At 38.8% G+C, this 17,640-nt stretch carries 16 protein-coding genes, 5 tRNA genes, 1 other RNA gene and 1 pseudogene; 14 read left to right on the top strand and 9 right to left on the bottom strand.

Annotated features, from left to right (window positions below; all coding sequences use genetic code 11):
* The first annotated feature begins 183 nt into the window (after positions 1 to 183).
* Positions 184 to 546 (top strand): hypothetical protein, encoded by a 363-nt coding sequence (locus FTV17_RS00715; protein WP_373687166.1) that lies wholly within the window; start codon positions 184 to 186, stop codon positions 544 to 546.
* Positions 547 to 603: 57 nt separating this feature from the next.
* Here FTV17_RS00715 and FTV17_RS00710 read toward each other — a convergent pair.
* From FTV17_RS00710 to coaD, 4 genes are all read right to left on the bottom strand, one after another.
* Positions 604 to 680 (bottom strand) — tRNA-Met (locus FTV17_RS00710).
* Positions 681 to 752: 72 nt separating this feature from the next.
* Positions 753 to 1,134, bottom strand: an RNA gene (gene rnpB, locus FTV17_RS00705) — RNase P RNA component class A.
* A 28-nt stretch (positions 1,135 to 1,162) separates the two neighbouring features.
* Positions 1,163 to 1,426: a YfhL family 4Fe-4S dicluster ferredoxin gene (locus FTV17_RS00700; protein ID WP_035269914.1), complete on the bottom strand. Its 264-nt coding sequence runs from the start codon at positions 1,424 to 1,426 to the stop codon at positions 1,163 to 1,165.
* 1 nt (position 1,427) lies between these two features.
* The gene (coaD, locus tag FTV17_RS00695; RefSeq protein WP_035269911.1) at positions 1,428 to 1,919 is read right to left on the bottom strand and encodes a pantetheine-phosphate adenylyltransferase; all 492 of its coding nucleotides are present in this window, start codon (positions 1,917 to 1,919) and stop codon (positions 1,428 to 1,430) included.
* Between the two features lie 139 nt (positions 1,920 to 2,058).
* On the opposite strand from coaD, the gene smpB reads away from it, so the two are divergent.
* The gene (gene smpB / locus FTV17_RS00690; RefSeq protein ID WP_035269908.1) at positions 2,059 to 2,535 is read left to right on the top strand and encodes an SsrA-binding protein SmpB; all 477 of its coding nucleotides are present in this window, start codon (positions 2,059 to 2,061) and stop codon (positions 2,533 to 2,535) included.
* A gap of 29 nt (positions 2,536 to 2,564) precedes the next feature.
* On the opposite strand, the gene FTV17_RS00685 is transcribed toward smpB, so the two are convergent.
* From FTV17_RS00685 to rluD, 4 genes and pseudogenes are all read right to left on the bottom strand, one after another.
* Positions 2,565 to 3,860, bottom strand: a complete 1,296-nt coding sequence (locus tag FTV17_RS00685; protein WP_373687174.1) for a hypothetical protein — start codon at positions 3,858 to 3,860, stop codon at positions 2,565 to 2,567.
* A gap of 260 nt (positions 3,861 to 4,120) precedes the next feature.
* A pseudogene (locus FTV17_RS15615) lies at positions 4,121 to 5,416 on the bottom strand (hypothetical protein).
* Positions 5,417 to 5,748: 332 nt separating this feature from the next.
* The gene (gene pgeF, locus FTV17_RS00675; protein ID WP_179997753.1) at positions 5,749 to 6,489 is read right to left on the bottom strand and encodes a peptidoglycan editing factor PgeF; all 741 of its coding nucleotides are present in this window, start codon (positions 6,487 to 6,489) and stop codon (positions 5,749 to 5,751) included.
* Between the two features lie 17 nt (positions 6,490 to 6,506).
* A complete protein-coding gene (gene rluD / locus FTV17_RS00670) occupies positions 6,507 to 7,559 on the bottom strand; it encodes a 23S rRNA pseudouridine(1911/1915/1917) synthase RluD (RefSeq protein WP_179997752.1) in 1,053 nt (350 codons plus the stop codon).
* 71 nt (positions 7,560 to 7,630) lie between these two features.
* On the opposite strand from rluD, the gene FTV17_RS00665 reads away from it, so the two are divergent.
* Positions 7,631 to 8,647, top strand: a complete 1,017-nt coding sequence (locus FTV17_RS00665) for an outer membrane protein assembly factor BamD (RefSeq protein WP_179997751.1) — start codon at positions 7,631 to 7,633, stop codon at positions 8,645 to 8,647.
* Between the two features lie 129 nt (positions 8,648 to 8,776).
* Positions 8,777 to 10,672 carry a DNA primase gene (locus FTV17_RS00660; protein WP_179997750.1) on the top strand — a complete coding sequence of 632 codons (1,896 nt, stop codon included), beginning with the start codon at positions 8,777 to 8,779 and terminating at the stop codon, positions 10,670 to 10,672.
* A 10-nt stretch (positions 10,673 to 10,682) separates the two neighbouring features.
* Here FTV17_RS00660 and hemA read toward each other — a convergent pair whose 3' ends face one another.
* Positions 10,683 to 11,978, bottom strand: coding sequence for a glutamyl-tRNA reductase (gene hemA, locus FTV17_RS00655; protein ID WP_179997749.1), 1,296 nt, complete (start codon positions 11,976 to 11,978; stop codon positions 10,683 to 10,685).
* Positions 11,979 to 12,054: 76 nt separating this feature from the next.
* On the opposite strand from hemA, the gene FTV17_RS00650 reads away from it, so the two are divergent.
* The 10 genes from FTV17_RS00650 to pth all read left to right on the top strand — a co-directional run bounded on the left by FTV17_RS00650 (position 12,055) and on the right by pth (position 17,630).
* Positions 12,055 to 13,767 carry a tetratricopeptide repeat protein gene (locus FTV17_RS00650; RefSeq protein ID WP_179997748.1) on the top strand — a complete coding sequence of 571 codons (1,713 nt, stop codon included), beginning with the start codon at positions 12,055 to 12,057 and terminating at the stop codon, positions 13,765 to 13,767.
* 6 nt (positions 13,768 to 13,773) lie between these two features.
* On the top strand, positions 13,774 to 14,358 hold the full coding sequence (gene lolB, locus FTV17_RS00645) for a lipoprotein insertase outer membrane protein LolB (RefSeq protein ID WP_179997747.1): 585 nt from the start codon (positions 13,774 to 13,776) through the stop codon (positions 14,356 to 14,358).
* A 12-nt stretch (positions 14,359 to 14,370) separates the two neighbouring features.
* Complete coding sequence (ispE, locus tag FTV17_RS00640) at positions 14,371 to 15,201, top strand: 4-(cytidine 5'-diphospho)-2-C-methyl-D-erythritol kinase (protein ID WP_179997746.1); 831 nt, start codon at positions 14,371 to 14,373, stop codon at positions 15,199 to 15,201.
* A gap of 5 nt (positions 15,202 to 15,206) precedes the next feature.
* A tRNA-Gln gene (locus FTV17_RS00635) sits at positions 15,207 to 15,281 on the top strand.
* 31 nt (positions 15,282 to 15,312) lie between these two features.
* Positions 15,313 to 15,387 (top strand) — tRNA-Gln (locus FTV17_RS00630).
* Between the two features lie 19 nt (positions 15,388 to 15,406).
* Positions 15,407 to 15,481 (top strand) — tRNA-Gln (locus FTV17_RS00625).
* Between the two features lie 91 nt (positions 15,482 to 15,572).
* Positions 15,573 to 15,647: transfer RNA gene (locus FTV17_RS00620), tRNA-Gln, on the top strand.
* 36 nt (positions 15,648 to 15,683) lie between these two features.
* On the top strand, positions 15,684 to 16,637 hold the full coding sequence (locus tag FTV17_RS00615) for a ribose-phosphate pyrophosphokinase (RefSeq protein ID WP_035269283.1): 954 nt from the start codon (positions 15,684 to 15,686) through the stop codon (positions 16,635 to 16,637).
* A 98-nt stretch (positions 16,638 to 16,735) separates the two neighbouring features.
* Positions 16,736 to 17,032 carry a 50S ribosomal protein L25 gene (gene rplY / locus FTV17_RS00610; protein ID WP_179997745.1) on the top strand — a complete coding sequence of 99 codons (297 nt, stop codon included), beginning with the start codon at positions 16,736 to 16,738 and terminating at the stop codon, positions 17,030 to 17,032.
* A 19-nt stretch (positions 17,033 to 17,051) separates the two neighbouring features.
* Complete coding sequence (gene pth / locus FTV17_RS00605) at positions 17,052 to 17,630, top strand: aminoacyl-tRNA hydrolase (RefSeq protein ID WP_035269278.1); 579 nt, start codon at positions 17,052 to 17,054, stop codon at positions 17,628 to 17,630.
* The last annotated feature ends 10 nt before the right edge of the window (positions 17,631 to 17,640 follow it).

The raw sequence follows: 17,640 nt of genomic DNA, 5'->3' as shown, positions 1-17,640 counted from the left end.
TCTTAAGTTATCGTTGTATCGTCAAGCATACGAAAGCACTAATGATCACCCTTTATACAAATAAACCTTATTTGAACAAAATTAATGCATAATTATATGATTTTATTGTAATAGTAAGGTTTTAATGACATCAAAATCATGCTCAATCCTCAATATTTCATTCTCATATGCTGTTTAAGCCTTGTGAGCGGATGCCAAACGATTCATCCCATATCTGTGAATTATCACGGTGTACGCATGGATGTCGCTCAATGGATCAATGCTCAAAACTTTATAACCATGCAACAAAAACGAACTCTAGTTCAATTAAGCCGTGCTCAACAAAAGCTCGTGCATATTGATGTTATTCCTGAAGATCATAAACTTGCCGTGAGTAAAGAGAATGCGGTTGCTCTTCATTGTGCACAGCTTTATTTGTCTGAGCAAAAAATTGAAAGCTTGCAAAATATTGTGTTTTCAAATGTAAATCAGACAGCCGTTTTAGCACAATTTGAACAAGAGTTTCCAAAAATTAAGCTAGATTCTCAGCTTATTCAGTGCCAATGAAAACTCAAGATTTCACACATAAAAAAAGACCACACTAGTGAGTGTGGTCTATAAAAATGGTGGCTATGACGGGACTTGAACCTGTGACCCCCGCATTATGAGTGCGGTGCTCTAACCAACTGAGCTACATAGCCGTAAACTGTGGGCGCATTATCTACTTGATTGATGTATCCGTCAAGTAATATCGACACTGTTTGATCAAAATTTGTTGAAGTGAGCCGATAAGCCGGGTTCTGTCTAGAACGATCATTCCTCTAGGCATACAATCACTCATATGCTCAAGCGACCTACCCGAATCCAGTATGGGCCATACCTTAAGGATTCCTATTTGGTCTTGCTTCAGGTGGGGTTTACCATGCCATGAACTGTTACCAGTCATGCGGTGCGCTCTTACCGCACCCTTTCACCCTTACCATTCTCTAGGCTAAACCTAAGTTCAGTTGCAAAATGGCGGTCTACTCTCTGCTGCACTTTCCGTAGGCTTACGCCTCCCAGGCGTTACCTGGCACCTTGCCCGATGAAGCCCGGACTTTCCTCCCCTGCTTTAGTCACGAAGACCTTCACAGCAGCGATCGTCTGGCTCACTTCAAGTGGCGCATCTTAACAAACTTTGAGATCAATTGCTCGTGCTTTTTTGAGCAATTAGTTTTTTATACTTTTCCAGCAATTCATCCTCAGATTCCACATGATTAGGATCTTTAGGAATACAGTCTACTGGGCAGAATAATGAACACTGGGGTTGGTCATGATGACCAACACATTCAGTACATAGGTTCGGATCAATTTCATAGATCAGTTCACCCATATAAATCGCTTCATTTGGGCATACAGGCTCACAAACGTCACAATTGATGCACTCATCCGTAATAATTAAAGACACTCTACCAACCTTGCTGATGCTTACGTTCAAATGCCTCAACAACTGCTTTTGGCACAAATTTCGTCACATCACCTTTCAAACGTGCAATTTCACGAACTAATGTGGATGAAATAAACGAGTATTGCTCTGACGGCGTTAAAAATACAGCTTCAAAATTTGAATCTAATTGACGATTCATATTTGCAAGTTGAAACTCATATTCAAAGTCAGACACTGCTCTTAAACCTCTGAGTACAGCTGTTGCCTTTTGCTCTTGAAAAAAATTCACCAATAAACCATCAAAACCAACAAACTCTACATTGTCTAAATGGCTTAACGATGATTTTGCAAGCGCAACTCGCTCATCTAAACTAAACACTGGATTTTTGTGATGACCAATTGCAATAGCAACTACAACTTCATCAAACATTTTTGCAGCACGAGATACAAGATCAATATGACCATTGGTAATAGGATCGAATGTTCCCGGATAGATGACACGAGTTTTAGACATCCATTTATACTCTAAGATTATTATGTAGGCGCATAGTTTAACAAAAACTCAATTCACACGCACACTTGTTGACAGTGAAATGACTTCACCTCAAGCCAAGTTTGAGGCAAAATAGGTCTAATCTTGGAATATTTGTATTATGTCGAAATCGATTGTAGTAAAAAAAAATAATAGTGGCACTATTGCGCTTAACAAACGTGCACGTCACGATTATTTTATTGAGGAAAAATTTGAAGCTGGTTTAGCGTTACAAGGTTGGGAAGTAAAATCTCTTCGTGCTGGACGCATGAGTATCACGGAAAGCTATATTATTTTCAAAAATAATGAAGCTTATTTATTTGGTGCTCAAATTCAACCTCTTCTTTCTGCTTCAACTCATATCGTTCCCGAAGCAACACGTACTCGTAAGCTACTTCTTTCACGTCGCGAACTCGAGAAACTCCAAGGAGCGATCAATCAAAAAGGTTACACATGTGTACCTTTGGCGTGCTATTGGAAAGGTCGTTTAGTCAAACTCGAAATTGCACTTGTTAAAGGTAAACAATTACACGATAAACGTGCCACTGAAAAAGACCGCGATTGGCAGCGTGATAAAGCAAGAATTTTTCATAAATAAAAAAACCGCTCATTTGAGCGGTTTTTTTATTAACAAAACCTTAAATTTCCATAACAGTTTGGAGCAAAGCTTTGATTTTTAAGTTGTAAATCTTTTAATGGAAAATTTACATTGGTATTCGGCAAATGAACATTCCCAACACCAAGTTTGTCACCAAACAGACAATCAAGTGCATTACAAGATGGAGGATTTCGACTGATATAATCACTGATTGGTCCAACCACTTGTTTTAACACATCATTCGTAATATCGATACGCTTCTCAGGTGTTACATCCCCAATATTAATCGAATCATTAAACGCCATCCACCAACCCTGTTGTGCAGCAACGTCAGCATTTGGCCACCAGATTTCACTGTTTTGCACAGAGAGCGAGAATGGATTGTTTACAGGGATTTTATGAATTAAACCTAAGTTTTGATCTACCGTAATGTTGGCTTTTAAACCTGTAATGTTACCACTGACCTCTTTTTGCAAATTCAGTAATCCTACCCCTAGCACTTGGATATTAGCCGTGAGATTACCACCAAAATTCAATTGATTAATATTGGCAACACCTGTCAATTGTGCAGAACTCATTCGAGTACCAAAGACCGTAGTTCCATTAATCTGAATTGGTGCCGTCGTTTCTTGTAATGCTAAATTGTAATTATTCGATTTAAAATCGAGTGTCAAAGTAGGTGCGATAATACAAATTAAACAAATTCTTGCATTCACTTTTCCATCGATAGTTTGACCAGTATCAGCATAAGTCATACTTCGAGCATTGGTATAGCCCATACCCTGAGTGGGATTAATTTTTAAATAACCACTGAGTGAGTTAATACCATTCGGTTTGTCAGAGTTTTCATCACCAAGCGTCAGTAAACCTAATACTTTTTCAGCACTGAGACGCAAACCCACAACTTCTCGAGTTGATGCAGATGTTGGATTTTTTACCGCAAACTCTAAAAATGGATTGGTTAACTTGGCTGAAGAACCCGCACGACCTTCTCTAGTGTCTGACATACCGCTCAAACTCAGATTTTCGATATCAATATCACATCCACCTGCTCCATTAATACCACCACAGCCAAGTTGTAAATGCTTAATATTTGCATTGAGTTCTATATCTGCTTCCATTCCAAGCTTATAAAAGCCAACACCTTTACCTCGCATATTGTTTGCCCCATCATTGGGATCAATATAACTCATACTTAACAAAGCTTGGCCATTTGTCGCTGATAACTCTTCATCACTCATCATTTTTAAATCATTATGAATGTTATTAGCCGTTGCATACAAAGGAATCAACACTAAGCATGATGTTGATAAAATCAATTTGATAGAACCAAGTAAACTCTTCAACATTAGAGTCTCCATATTATTTTTATTCAGGCTTAATCCATAAGCAACATCATTACTATCTATAAATTAATGAAAAAAATAAAGAGGCTTAAAACTTGCTAAAAGAATTAAAATATAGAAATTAAAATAAAATTGAATATTTTCTAGAGACTTACATCACATTATTAATTTTTAAAATGTGATGTATATTACAATTTATCCGATGAAATGCAAACTTAAAAATCAAGTATATCTATTATTTAGCAGAATTTTAAACTTCCATAACAGTTTGGGGCAAAGGATTGATTTTTTAACTGTAAGTTTACCAAATCCATATTCACTCTTGAATTTGTTAATGGAACCTCACCTAATCTAAAATTACCTGCTAAACAACTTGTTGCTAAAAAACCACATTCGATTGGATTAGCCTGTAAATAATTACTAATTAGCGGTACAACTTGTTTAATCACTGCATCTGTCACAACCACTTTTTGACTCGGAGTAACATTACCTATATCAATTGGGTCCTCGATTGAAAGCCACCAACCTGTCTGAGCAGCAACACTCGCTCCAGTCCAATGTATATCTTGTTTTTGCATCGATAGAGAAAATGGATTGCTCAAAGGTAAGCGGTGAATATATCCAAGGTTCTCTGAAACTTTAACATCTACATTTAGGTTTGAAACATTACCCGTAATGTCACCAGATAGTGGTATAGGCACAAGCCCCCAGAGTTTAGCATTTGCAGAAATTTTACCTGACAATGCAATGTTATCTATTCGAGCAACACCTGTTAAATAGACATTTGACATTCTGTTACCACTAATAGTTTGGCCATTAATTTTTCAAGAGCCGCTTCCCTCAGCTAAATTTAAAGCATAATCATTAGACGTAAAGTCTGCACTTACGAAACCTGTTGTACTCTTTGCTTTTCCGTAAACTAATTCTCCAAGATTGTTAAAATTTACACCAGAACGAGCTGCTGTTGTCGCAGTTCCAACAGCGTCCTTAATCTTCAGATAACCACTTAAACTATTTATACCATTTGGTTTTTCAGAGTTCTCACTACCAAGCGTTAATAATCCTAGTACTTTTTCTGCACTTAAACGAACACCAACCATTTCACGTGTTGAAGCTGAATCTGGGTTTTTTATAGCAAACTCTAAAAATGGATTGGTTAGTTGGGCACTTGATTGGACGCGTCCTTCACGAGTTTCTGCAATCCCTGACAAACTTAAGTTATCGATATCAATATCACAACCGTTTGCACCATTTACTCCACCGCATCCAAGTTGCAATCTTTTGATGTTAGCATTTAAATCTAATTGGGCTTCCATTCCCATTTTATAAAATCCAATATTTTGACCAGGATTCTTATTGACGGAATCTGCAGGTGAAATATAGCTTAAGCTCATGAGTGCTTTACCTTCAACATGTGAAAGTTCAGCGTCAGTCAGTTCTTGCATTGGAGCAGCATACGCTAATGTTATTGAAGTCAATCCATAGATGACAGGAATACAAAAATTTCTTGATTTCGCTAATCCTATTAAGATCATCATTGTCTCCACAATTTTTTATTTTTATGTCTTGTCTAATAAAAAGACAATGTAATATTCACTATTATATAAATTTTTACTATCAAATTGTGATTGATCTAACATTTTTTGTATTTAAATAATTCATATTTCAAAAAAATGGTCTAGTAATGAATCACTTATATCAACTTAGCAACTTGTAAATTAATGTATTTTTATTTAAATCTTTCATTTAAATAAACAACAGATCGAAGTGATTAAATAAAATCTCAAACATAAGTAAAGATGATGAGCTTTAAGAAAGTCATCATTTAAATACCCAGACGATCTGATTGAAACTAAATAAATTCTTTTCACTCCATGAAGACAAATGTCGCCATGCGGCCGGTTTTTGAATTACGGCGATGAGAATAATATGTTTGATCCTCCGTGTAGCTACATCGCTCACCTCCAAGAACCTGTTCCACCCCTAAACTTTTCAATATATGGCGAGCAATCGCATACAAGTCTGCGTAATACTTAGCCTCACGATCTCCCTTTTGAAATGCTGAGCTTAATTCTGGAATCCTATCGCAGAATGTGTGCATTACTTCCACACCCACTTCAAAGCATGGCTGACTAATTGCCGCACCTAACCACGCCCAAGAGGGTTGAGTGCTCATGGCATTAACTGTATTTTCAATAATGCCATTTGCCAATCCTCGCCAACCTGCATGCAAATTAGCGACTTCAGTACCATCTTTGTTACCGAGAACGACTGGCAAACAATCTGCCGTCATCATCATTAATGCATGATGTTTTTGCTGTGTCACTAAACCATCGCCATTCAGGGCGTGTAAGTTCATGTCATCATTTACAACATGACAGATTGTACTGTGCGTTTGGTTCATCCAAGTCAATCGATTCACCCCATAGACTGAGAGGTCACTTAACAAGTGCATTCGATGCTGATGAACACGTTTTGGTTGATCATTTACATGCAATGCCAAGTTAAAACCTTCTAAATCAGTCTGTGGTGTTTTAAGTGCGTTAGGGTGACTTAATTCTGTTTGTCCTACCACAACACCTTTGGGCAAACCTTGCACAATTTGCATGTAAACTTTCCTTTAATTTAGTAAGCCTTATTTTCCGTACGAAGAGTCTCAAGTAATGCTGTGAAATCTTCAGGCCATGGTGCTTCAAACATCATTTCTTCACCTGTCCGTGGATGTATTAACCCCAATTTTGATGCATGAAGCGCTTGACGTCTAAACTCTCGTAAATGAGTAGCAAGTTTTTCCGAAGCACCCGCAGGTACTTTGACACGACTGACATAAACTGGATCACCGACCAAAGGAAAACCAATATAAGTGAAATGAACACGAATCTGATGAGTACGTCCAGTTTCTAATTGTGCTTGAACACGTGTGAAATTTTGGAATCTTTCTTTCACATTATAGTGAGTCACGGCATCACGACCACCTGGTAAGATCGCCATTTTTACACGATCTACAGGATGACGTTTAATCGGCTCATCAATTTTACCGCCTGCAATAATATTGCCATAACAAATTAAATCATAAATTCGATAAACTGATTTTTTCGCTAACTGTTTACTTAAGGAAAATTGAGCTTCTAAATTTTTAGCTACAACCAAGAGACCACTAGTATCTTTATCGATACGGTGTACTAGACCAGCTCGAGATAATTCTGCTGATTTTGGAAAATGATATAAAAGTGCATTAACCAAAGTACCATTCGGGTTTCCTGCACCAGGATGTACAACCATCCCCACTGGCTTGTTAATGACTAAGATATCATCATCTTCAAAAATAACATCTAAAGGGATATTTTCAGGTTGGCTGGTGACTTGGGCTTCAAGCTCTACATTAAGCGTGAGTAGCTCATTCCCTTCACTTTTATATTTTGGTTTCACAACTTGACCATTTACCAACAAATGACCATCCTTCAACCATTGTTTCAATTTTTCACGCGAAAATTCGTTCCAAGCGAGTGCTGCAACTTGATCTATTCGCTGACCAAGAGAACTCTCATCCACTTGAAATTGCAACGATAAACGTGTTGCAGTTGGGGCTGAAGTATGGTTATCTGCATCCTCAGAATCTTCAAGTAAATTGATGTCGATTTCTGGGAAATTAGAATTAGAAGTTTGTGCTGAAGTCATTTGCTCATTCGGACAAAAGTGGTTTAATAGTGCAATTGTAGCCTATTGCCCGTATAAACAGAGGAATTTTTATGTCGCTACCACGTTATAAAGTTACAATGCTTGCTTTATCGCTAGGCTTAGCAGCAACATTTGTGGGCTGTAGCAGTAATCCCAAGAAGGATGTTGTGGATACTGGACCTAAATCAACCGAACAATCTTATTTCGATAAAGCACAAAAAGCATTAGATCGTGGTCAATATAGCGATGCAGCACAATCATTAGAAGCAATTGAAACTTATTACCCTACAGGTCAATATACTCAACAAGCTCAACTCGATCTTTTATATGCTCGTTTTCAACAAAAAGACTATGAAGCTGTTATTGCGCTAGCAGACCGTTTTATTCGTTTAAATCCTCAACATCCTAATGTTGATTATGCTTACTATGTTCGTGGTGTGGCGAATATGGAGCAAAACTATGATGGTCTCATCCGCTATACATCACTCCAACAGGCTCATCGTGATGTCAGCTATTTAAAAGTTGCATATCAAAATTTTGTTGATTTCATTCGTCGTTTCCCAAGTAGTCAGTATGCTGTAGATGCTGCTCAGCGCATGAAATTTATTGGTCAAGAACTTGCTGAAAGTGAAATGAATGCCGCTCGCTTTAACTTAAAACGTAAAGCTTGGCTTGCAGCAGTTGAGCGTGGACAATGGGTTGTGGAACATTTCCCTCAAACACCTCAAGTACCAGAAGCGCTTGCAACGATTGCTTACGGATACGATAAACTCGGTGACAAGGCAACATCTCAACAATACGTTGAAGTGCTAAAGCTAAACTACCCTCATCTTGTGAAGTCTAATGGTGAGGTCGATTTACGCGCAGCACGTAAAGATGGAAGTTGGTTAAATCGTGCAACCTTGGGTATTTTAGGTCGTGAGGCACGCAGCCAAACAACGGCAGAAGTATCAGCAGAGCAATCTGACAACACCAATACACAACCCGGTTTATTGAATCGCTTAAGCTTTGGCTTGCTTGGTAATAAAGATCACAATGTGGAAAGTGCGCCAGCAAATGAAAGTATGTACGACCCACAGCGTCAATAATCCATTCTTATGAATCAAAAAAGGTGGGATTACCCACCTTTTTTATTGCATGGCTTTATTTATCGTCTTAAGTGTTTAGGATAGACTTAATTCAATCACTTTATTCCTCATTCTTTTGGCTTTTTAATTATGGCAATTCCACAACATACGATTGATCAAATTTTAGATCGAACTGACATCGTCGATCTTATTGGCCAACGTGTGAAATTAAAAAAGTCAGGTCGTACCTATTCAGGCTGTTGTCCTTTTCATCAAGAGAAAACACCTTCTTTTCACGTCTACCGTGATAAGCAATATTTCCACTGTTTCGGTTGCCAAGCCAATGGAAATGCAATTCGCTTTATGATGGATATTGATAATCGCAATTTCATCGAGGTGATTAAAGACCTGGCAAGCCAAACCGGTATCGAATTACCTAAAGACAATCAAGACAATAAAAAACTCTCATACAAGAGAGAACCTATTAAACCTAATCAAGAAAAGCAACCGCAGGCACCCATTGAAGCAGATGCAGCAGAAATCATTTCTCAGCCTACTTCAGCTTTTGATGTAGATCCTTTTGAAGCATTTCAAAACTATGAATTCGATGAGTATCAATTTAATACAGATGACTTGAATTCAGTTGAGGTCGCACCTGAAGGTAATTTATACGATCTTCTTGAAAATGTTGCTTTATTTTATGAAAAACAACTTCCAAATAGCCAAATTGCGCAACAGTATTTTCAGCGACGCGGACTAAGTGATACCACGATTAAGTATTGGCGATTAGGTTATGCCCCAGAAGATTGGCAACATCTTGAAAAAGCATTTCCGCAAGATATTGAAGGATTAAAACTACTCGGTTTGATCAGAACCAGTGATTCTGGTCGTGATTTTGATCTACTACGAGAACGTGTCATTTTTCCTATACGTGATGCAAAAGGTCGCGTTGTCGGATTTGGTGGACGAGCATTGAATGACGAGATCAAACCCAAATATATCAACTCGCCAGACTCTGAAGTTTTCCATAAAAACCAACTACTCTATGGCTTATATGAAGGTCGTAAGCTCAAAGCCAATCATTGGTTAATGGTTGAAGGTTACATGGATGTCATCGCATTACAGCAAGCTGGCATTCCTGGCGCAGTTGCCACCTTGGGGACGGCGAGCAATGCTGATCACTTGAATCTATTATTTAAACAAAATAATCAGTTAACTATTGCTTTTGATGGTGATTCGGCTGGTCAAAAAGCAGCTCGACGCACTTTAGAAATTGCACTTCCCCTCTTAAATGATGGTCGTGAACTGAAATTTTTTATTCTACCTGCGGAGCATGATCCTGACTCATTAGTTCGTAAGGACGGTGTTGAAACTTTCAATCGACTTTGGCAACAATCACCACTCTTATCAGAGTTTGCTTTTTCTCTTCTCAGTCAACAATATCAAATTAATACACCTGAAGGTAAAAGTCAGGTCATGGCTGAGCTAAATCAACTCACCAATCTGATGCCTAAGCAAGGTTCGTATCGCTATTTGATTCGTCAATATTTCAAAGAGAAATTAGGATTCAATAAAAAGTGGCAGCCTCAAGTGAGTCTTGACGCTTCATTATCATTTAATATTCGCACACGAGATGAAGATTTCGCAGTGGCAATGTTAATGTACCATCCTTTTCTTTATATTCATTTTGAAGTATTACGCGCAGTGATTCCTGAGGATGAATTGCTTGCAAAAGTATTAAAAATCTTTAATGTCATTTTTGATGATCTGCCAGATGACCAAGAGTTGGCGAGTTATTATATTTTGGGTGCATGTAGCCCATTTCATCATGAACTCTCTGAGATTTTAAAACGTACCAATATTCAAACACTCACTGAAGCCCCTGAAATGGCTGATAAACTTGCCTCAGAATACTCACTTTCACTTCAAGAAAAATACCTGAGAATCAAATTTAAAGCAGCAAAATCATTAAACGAGTCTAAAAACTTAAGACAACAACTGAATGAGCTAACCAAAAAAATTGGACTACGCTTACTACATGAATAAATAAAAGCGGTCAGTGACCGCTTTTATTTTTGAGTTTTCGCTGAGCACTAAAAATATCTTCTAAATGTTCTTTAATCGTTTCATAGACATCAGGATTTTCATCTTTAGCGACTTCTCTGAGTAAGATGGATGTAGGATGTAATAGCTTTTGCGTCAAACGATGCGCCATTTCCTGCATGACAATGGCTGCATCATCGCCAGAGGCTAAACGATCTAATGCATGGTTTAATTCAAATGCTTTAACTTTATCTCCATGAGCACGATACTCACTAATTGTCGCTCCAGCTTGTGAAACTTTCTGCTGAGTCACCAATTGTGTTGCTAGTTGATTGACCATCACTTCAGCTTCAACAGCGGCTTGGCGTCGCTGCGCTAAGTTTTCATCAATAACACCTTGAAGATCGTCCACCCCATAAAGGTAAACACCATCCAAACTTTCAACCTTAGATTCAATATCGCGAGGAACAGCCAAATCCACCATCAACATTTGACGGTAACGACGTTTTTTGAGTGCTGACTTAACATCTTGATAGGAAATGACCTGATGTAAACTTCCTGTACAACTTGAAATCACATCAGCGCGATGTAAATTTTGAGCTAAATCAAAAAAAGGAATAATTTCTACCGCAACACGATGTGATATTTCTTGCGCCAAAATTTCTGCCCGTTCCTGACCACGGTTACAAATTAAAATTTTAGCAACGCCCATTTCAGCTAAGTGCTTTGCAACCAAGCTATTCATTTCACCTGCTGCAACCACCATGACGGTTAATTGTTCAGGCTTACTAAAAACTTGTAGTGCTAACTGTGCTACCGCATAACCCATGGATACAGCATGACTACCGACCGCTGTTTCTGAACGCACTTTCTTAGCAGCATAAAATGCATATTCGAAAATACGATTTAAATTTTGTGAAACAACTTCAGACTCTTTTGCTAAATTAAGTGCAGACTTAACTTGCCCCATAATCTGAGGCTCTCCAAGCATAAGTGAATCTAATCCTGATGCAACACGCATCAAATGTGTCACAGCATCTGTATTTTCATAACGGTAAATATGATTTTGTAATTGTTTTACATCAATGCCATTTTTTTGAGCGAGCCAATCTAATACCATGTCCGCATTATCGGCGATGGCGTAGACTTCAGTACGATTACAGGTTGACACCACAACCATATCGTTCAGCTGGTCATGGTGACTTTGTTCAGTCAACAACAGTTTTAACTTTTCAGGGTTAAAAGCAACTTGCTCTCGTAATTCAACTGAGGCTGTTTGATGGTTGACACCCAATGCAAAGAAAGACATATCAGATCATCAATTCGCTAAATTTATGCTATTGTGCAATAACGGTGTCATAAAAAGCAGTACTTGGATAAAAAAATTGCGTCAAACAATGAGCCGCACAACCGGCATGACAATTCGACAGTATTCTACCACACTCTTGTTAGTGAGTAGCATGACTTACAGTGCTCATATTAGAGCATCTGGAGAATTTTACCATGCCAATTTAAATCATAAAGTTTTACAACAGGCGATGGTTGCAGAATTTGCTTTAGCTGCACATGACACACCGACTGCTTTACACAACTATACCGTACTTGCGATCCAAACCAGTTCAACAGCTTTAAAACAACGTGCACTTAACGTCGCACTCGAACAAAACGACTTACAAGCCGCTTTAGATATTGCAACCCATTGGGTCGTGCAAGAACCCAAAGATGTACCTGCAAAATTCTATCTTGCACATATCGCATTAAAGTCACACGAATATGAACTTGCTGCGGATGTGCTCGATGATATTTTAAATTTAGATCCTGAATCAGATTTAGAACAAATTCTTGAAGGCATTTCTCCGGAATCCCCTGAGGATCGAGCATATTTATTAAACACTTTACATAATAGTAAAACGCGTAACAATCCTTCAATTCTCGTTTTGATTGCGAGTTTACAAGCACAAAATAATGAAATCGAAAATGCCTTAATTACTTTGAATAAAGCGTTAAAAAAACGCCCCAAATCAACAGGGTTTATCTTACTGAAAGCCAACTTACTCATGGCTTTAGGCGACGAAGAAGAGACGCTAAAATGGTTTGAAAAAAGTGCGCGTAAAAATCGTAATAATTTAGAGCTCAGTCTGGCTGAAATCCGCTACTTAATTAAACTAAATAAAAATGAACAGGCTTTAAGCAAATTAAAACGCATCATAAAAAAATGGCCAGATTCGGAAGAAGCACTTTTTATCGCAGGTCTAACCTCAATTGATCTCAAAGAGTATGAGCTTGCTGAACAGTATTTGGTCGAACTACGTGCATCTGGACAATATCAAAATGATGCTTATTTTTATTTGGCATTGAATGCTGAACGAAAACAACATTTTGAAACAGCTAAAGCTTATTATCGACTCGTAGATGGTAATTTATATATGGTTTCTAGACGAAATCTAATTTCAATCTATGACAAACAAAATCGCTTAAGTGATGCGCTGCGCTTCCTGACTCAGGAGCGAGTGAATTACCCTCAACATGCGAGTTTCTTATACCAAGCACAAGCTGAAATACTCAAAAAAATGGGCAATAACAAAGCTGCTTTGGGCTTACTCAAAGAAGCTGCTAAAAACTTAACTGATGACCCTGAAATTTTATACTCTCAAGTCTTATTACTTGATCCATTTACGGATCGCGATCAATTAGATGAATTACTTAAAAAATTACTCACGATTGAACCCAATAGTCCAACATATCTAAATGCGTATGCATATACTCTGGCGTTGCAAAATCGTCGTTTAGATGAGGCGAGACAATATGCCGAACAAGCTTTAGACAATGCCCCAGAGCAAGCATCTATCTTAGATACCTTAGGTTATATCTGCTTTCTTCAAAACGATTTTGACACCTCCACCCGTGTACTTGCGAAAGCATATCAAATCAGCCAAAGTCCAAATATCGGCATTCGATATGCTAAATCGCTTTATATGCTGGGTTCACTGGAAGAGTTTAGCCAAGTGTTACTTCAACTCCATCAAAATCACCCAAATCATCCTCAATTGCATCAACTCGATAGTTTATTGTTGCCACAAAATATCAAAAAGAGTTAATACTGTATGATCTTAAATTTAAAATCTTTATTGTTGATTGCCACAAATAGTGCGCTTCTTGGGTTAACTGGCTGTCAATCAATTCAAACTCAACCATCACCGCCAACAACGCAAAACCTTGAACAATCAAATCAATTTAATCTTCAGGGTAAAATTGGCGTTAAGACTCCCAAGCAATCAGGCAGCGCTTTTTTTACTTGGCAACAGCAAGATGAACAGTTTGATATCGAGTTAAGCGGAATTCTTGGAGTCGGTAAAACTCAAATTTCAGGTCAACCTGGGCAAGTGACACTGAACAGTGCCAAAACTGGTGAAATTACAGCCAACTCACCTGAAGAGTTATTGTTTCGTGCAACAGGTTGGGAAGCACCTATTACTTATTTAGTCGATTGGGTACAAGCTAAGCAAGCGACTGAAGAAGCTGAAATTCAAAAAGACGAATCGATGCGAATCAGTGAAATTAAAGAACAAGGTTGGCATATTCAATTATCTTACAATGGTCAATCTATACAACCAAACCGTTTGATTTTGAAGCAACAACTTGAAGATGGAACTGAAAATCGTATTACAATGGTAATTCAAAATCGTTAAGTTTGATCGTTTATGATTCGTGTACCGTCTCCTGCAAAACTGAATTTGTTTTTACACATTACGGGTCGCCGTGAAAATGGTTACCATGAATTGCAAACCATTTTTCAGTTGATAGATCTTTGTGATTGGATGGAATTTACACCAAGCTCTAATCAATCTATCTCCATTGCAGGCTTATCAGAAGTAAGTCTTGAACAAAATTTGATTTATCGTGCAATGATGATGCTGAAACCCTACGCCAAAAATGAAAAATTAGGCATTCATGTCAACATCGAAAAAAATATACCGATGGGTGCAGGACTCGGTGGTGGTTCTTCAAATGCGGCTACTGCATTAATAATCATGAATCAAATTTGGCAATGTGGCTTAAATCGTGATCAATTAGCAGAAATTGGTGTACAACTGGGTGCGGATGTTCCCATCTTCATCCATGGTCGTAATGCATGGGCAGAAGGTGTTGGTGAACACTTAACATTCATAGACTTAGATCAAAAACAATACATTGTGTTAAAACCTGACTGTTTTATCAGCACTCAACTGCTTTTTTCACAAAAATCGTTGACAAGAGACACGAAGACCTCTAAATTTTGCGCCTATCAGATAAAGCCATCTGATTTCAGAAATAACTTTGAACCTCTGGCAAGAAGTCTATATGCTGAAGTCGATGAAGCAATGCAATATTTAGATCAGTTCGGTGTTGCAAAACTTACAGGTACAGGTGCTTGTGTTTTTACTGAAGTAACGACTGAAATGAACATTGATGACATTCTTGCTCATTCACCTTGTAAAGCTTACTTAGTGAATAGTTTAGAACAATCACCATTGAATCAAATCATCGTTTAAATGATAGGGGCGTCGCCAAGTGGTAAGGCAGCGGGTTTTGATCTCGCCATCCGTTGGTTCGAATCCAGCCGCCCCTGCCATCATTTTCACCTGTAAGATGTATTGTGTTTTAGGGGCGTCGCCAAGTGGTAAGGCAGCGGGTTTTGATCTCGCCATCCGTTGGTTCGAATCCAGCCGCCCCTGCCATTAAACACAACATCGATTTAGGGGCGTCGCCAAGTGGTAAGGCAGCGGGTTTTGATCTCGCCATCCGTTGGTTCGAATCCAGCCGCCCCTGCCAATTTAGTTCAAAAAGACAGAACATTGGTATCATGAGTTGAGTCAAACAACCTTGACAAACCCATATAAAACCATTAAAGTTCTGCCGCATTAGGGGCGTCGCCAAGTGGTAAGGCAGCGGGTTTTGATCTCGCCATCCGTTGGTTCGAATCCAGCCGCCCCTGCCATCTCATTCTATACATTTCAACCGCCAAGGGTGCTTCATGCCCAATCTTGTCGTTTTTAGTGGAACTGCGCATCCACAATTCGCCCAAAAAGTCGTTAGCCACTTGCATATCCCTCTAGGTGCTGCATCTGTAGGTCAATTCTCTGATGGTGAAATCGCTGTCGAAATCACTGAGAATGTCCGTGGTAAAGACGTATTCATCGTTCAGCCTACTTGTGCTCCAACTAATGATAACCTTATGGAAATCTTAGTGATGGCAGATGCATTGCGTCGTGCAAGTGCTGGTCGTATCACTGCTGTGATTCCTTATTTCGGTTACGCTCGCCAAGACCGTCGTCCTCGTTCTTCACGTGTTCCAATTACTGCAAAAGTGGTAGCAGATATGCTAACAACTGTAGGTATTGACCGTGTTGTGATGATCGATCTTCATGCTGACCAAATTCAAGGTTTCTTCGACATCCCTGTAGACAACATTTACGGTACGCCAGCGCTTTTAGCTGACTTACGTCAACAGTCTCATGACAACCTTATGGTTGTTTCGCCAGACGTTGGTGGTGTTGTTCGTGCTCGTGCTGTTGCGAAACAAATGGGCGATATCGATTTAGCTATCATCGACAAACGTCGTCAAAAAGCAAATGAATCACAAGTGATGCATTTGATTGGTGATGTTAAAGATCGCGACTGCGTGATCGTTGATGACATGGTTGATACAGCTGGTACTTTATGTAAAGCCGCTGATGCATTGAAGACTTTTGGTGCGCGTCGTGTCGTAGCCTATGCTACTCACCCTGTTTTATCTGGTAAAGCGATCGAGAATTTGAAAAACTCTGTTATCGACGAACTTGTTGTGACAGATACAATTCCACTTTCAGAAGAAGCTTTAGCTCTTGGTAAGATTCGCCAAGTTTCAGTTGCAAGTATGGTTGCTGAAACAATTCGTCGTATTAACAACGAAGAATCTATTAGCGCAATGTTTGATTCTTATCTATAATAGAGCGCTAAAATTTTAAAGCCCTGCCTTTTGGTAGGGCTTTCTATCACTAGATCGGTCGCAGATCTAGTTCACTTAACTTAAATAGGATGTCTCTCATGGCAAACTTCGTATTAAATGCAGTAGCACGTGAAGAAGCAGTACAAGGGAAAGGTGCGAGCCGCCGCCTTCGTCTTCAATCTAAAGTTCCTGCTATCATCTATGGTGGTGATGCTGCACCTGTAGCAATTACACTTGAGCTTCGTCAGCTTGTTAAATTCTTAGAAGACAACGCTTTCTTTGAAGAAGTAATTGAAATTGATGTTGATGGTAAAGTTGAAAGCGTTAAAATCCAAGCTTTACAACGTCACCCAGCTAAAAACACTCCAATGCACGCTGACTTCAAACGCGCATAAGTGTTGATGGTGTAAATTAGTGTCTCATATTTCACTGATTGTTGGTTTGGGCAACCCTGGTAAAGAGTATGCTCAAACCCGCCATAATGCAGGCTTCTGGTATGTAGAACGTCTTGCAGAACAATATGGCATAACACTTAAAAATGACCCTAAGTTTAATGGATTAAGTGGTCGCGGTAATGTAGAAGGACAAGATGTTCGACTTTTATTACCTTCAACCTTTATGAACCGTTCTGGTCAAAGTGTTGTACCCTTCGCAAAATTCTACCAAATCTCTCCAGAAGCAATGCTTATAGCTCACGATGAACTTGATATGGATCCAGGTATCATTCGCCTCAAAACGGGTGGTGGTCATGGGGGTCATAACGGTTTACGTGACATTGTTCCTCATACTGGCCCCAACTTCCATCGTTTACGTATTGGAATTGGACACCCTGGATCAAAAGACCGTGTATCAGGTCATGTTCTAGGTAAAGCACCCTCAAGTGAACAAACGCTCATTGACGATGCAATTCATCACGCACTAAGTCGTACAAAATTATTAGTGAATGGTGAAATTCAGCAGGCAATGAATCAAATAAATGCCTACAAGCCGTAGTTGATAAATT

Source organism: Acinetobacter sp. YH12239, assembly GCF_013417635.1.
Lineage (GTDB): Bacteria > Pseudomonadota > Gammaproteobacteria > Pseudomonadales > Moraxellaceae > Acinetobacter.
This window is presented reverse-complemented; position numbering and strand designations above follow the sequence as displayed.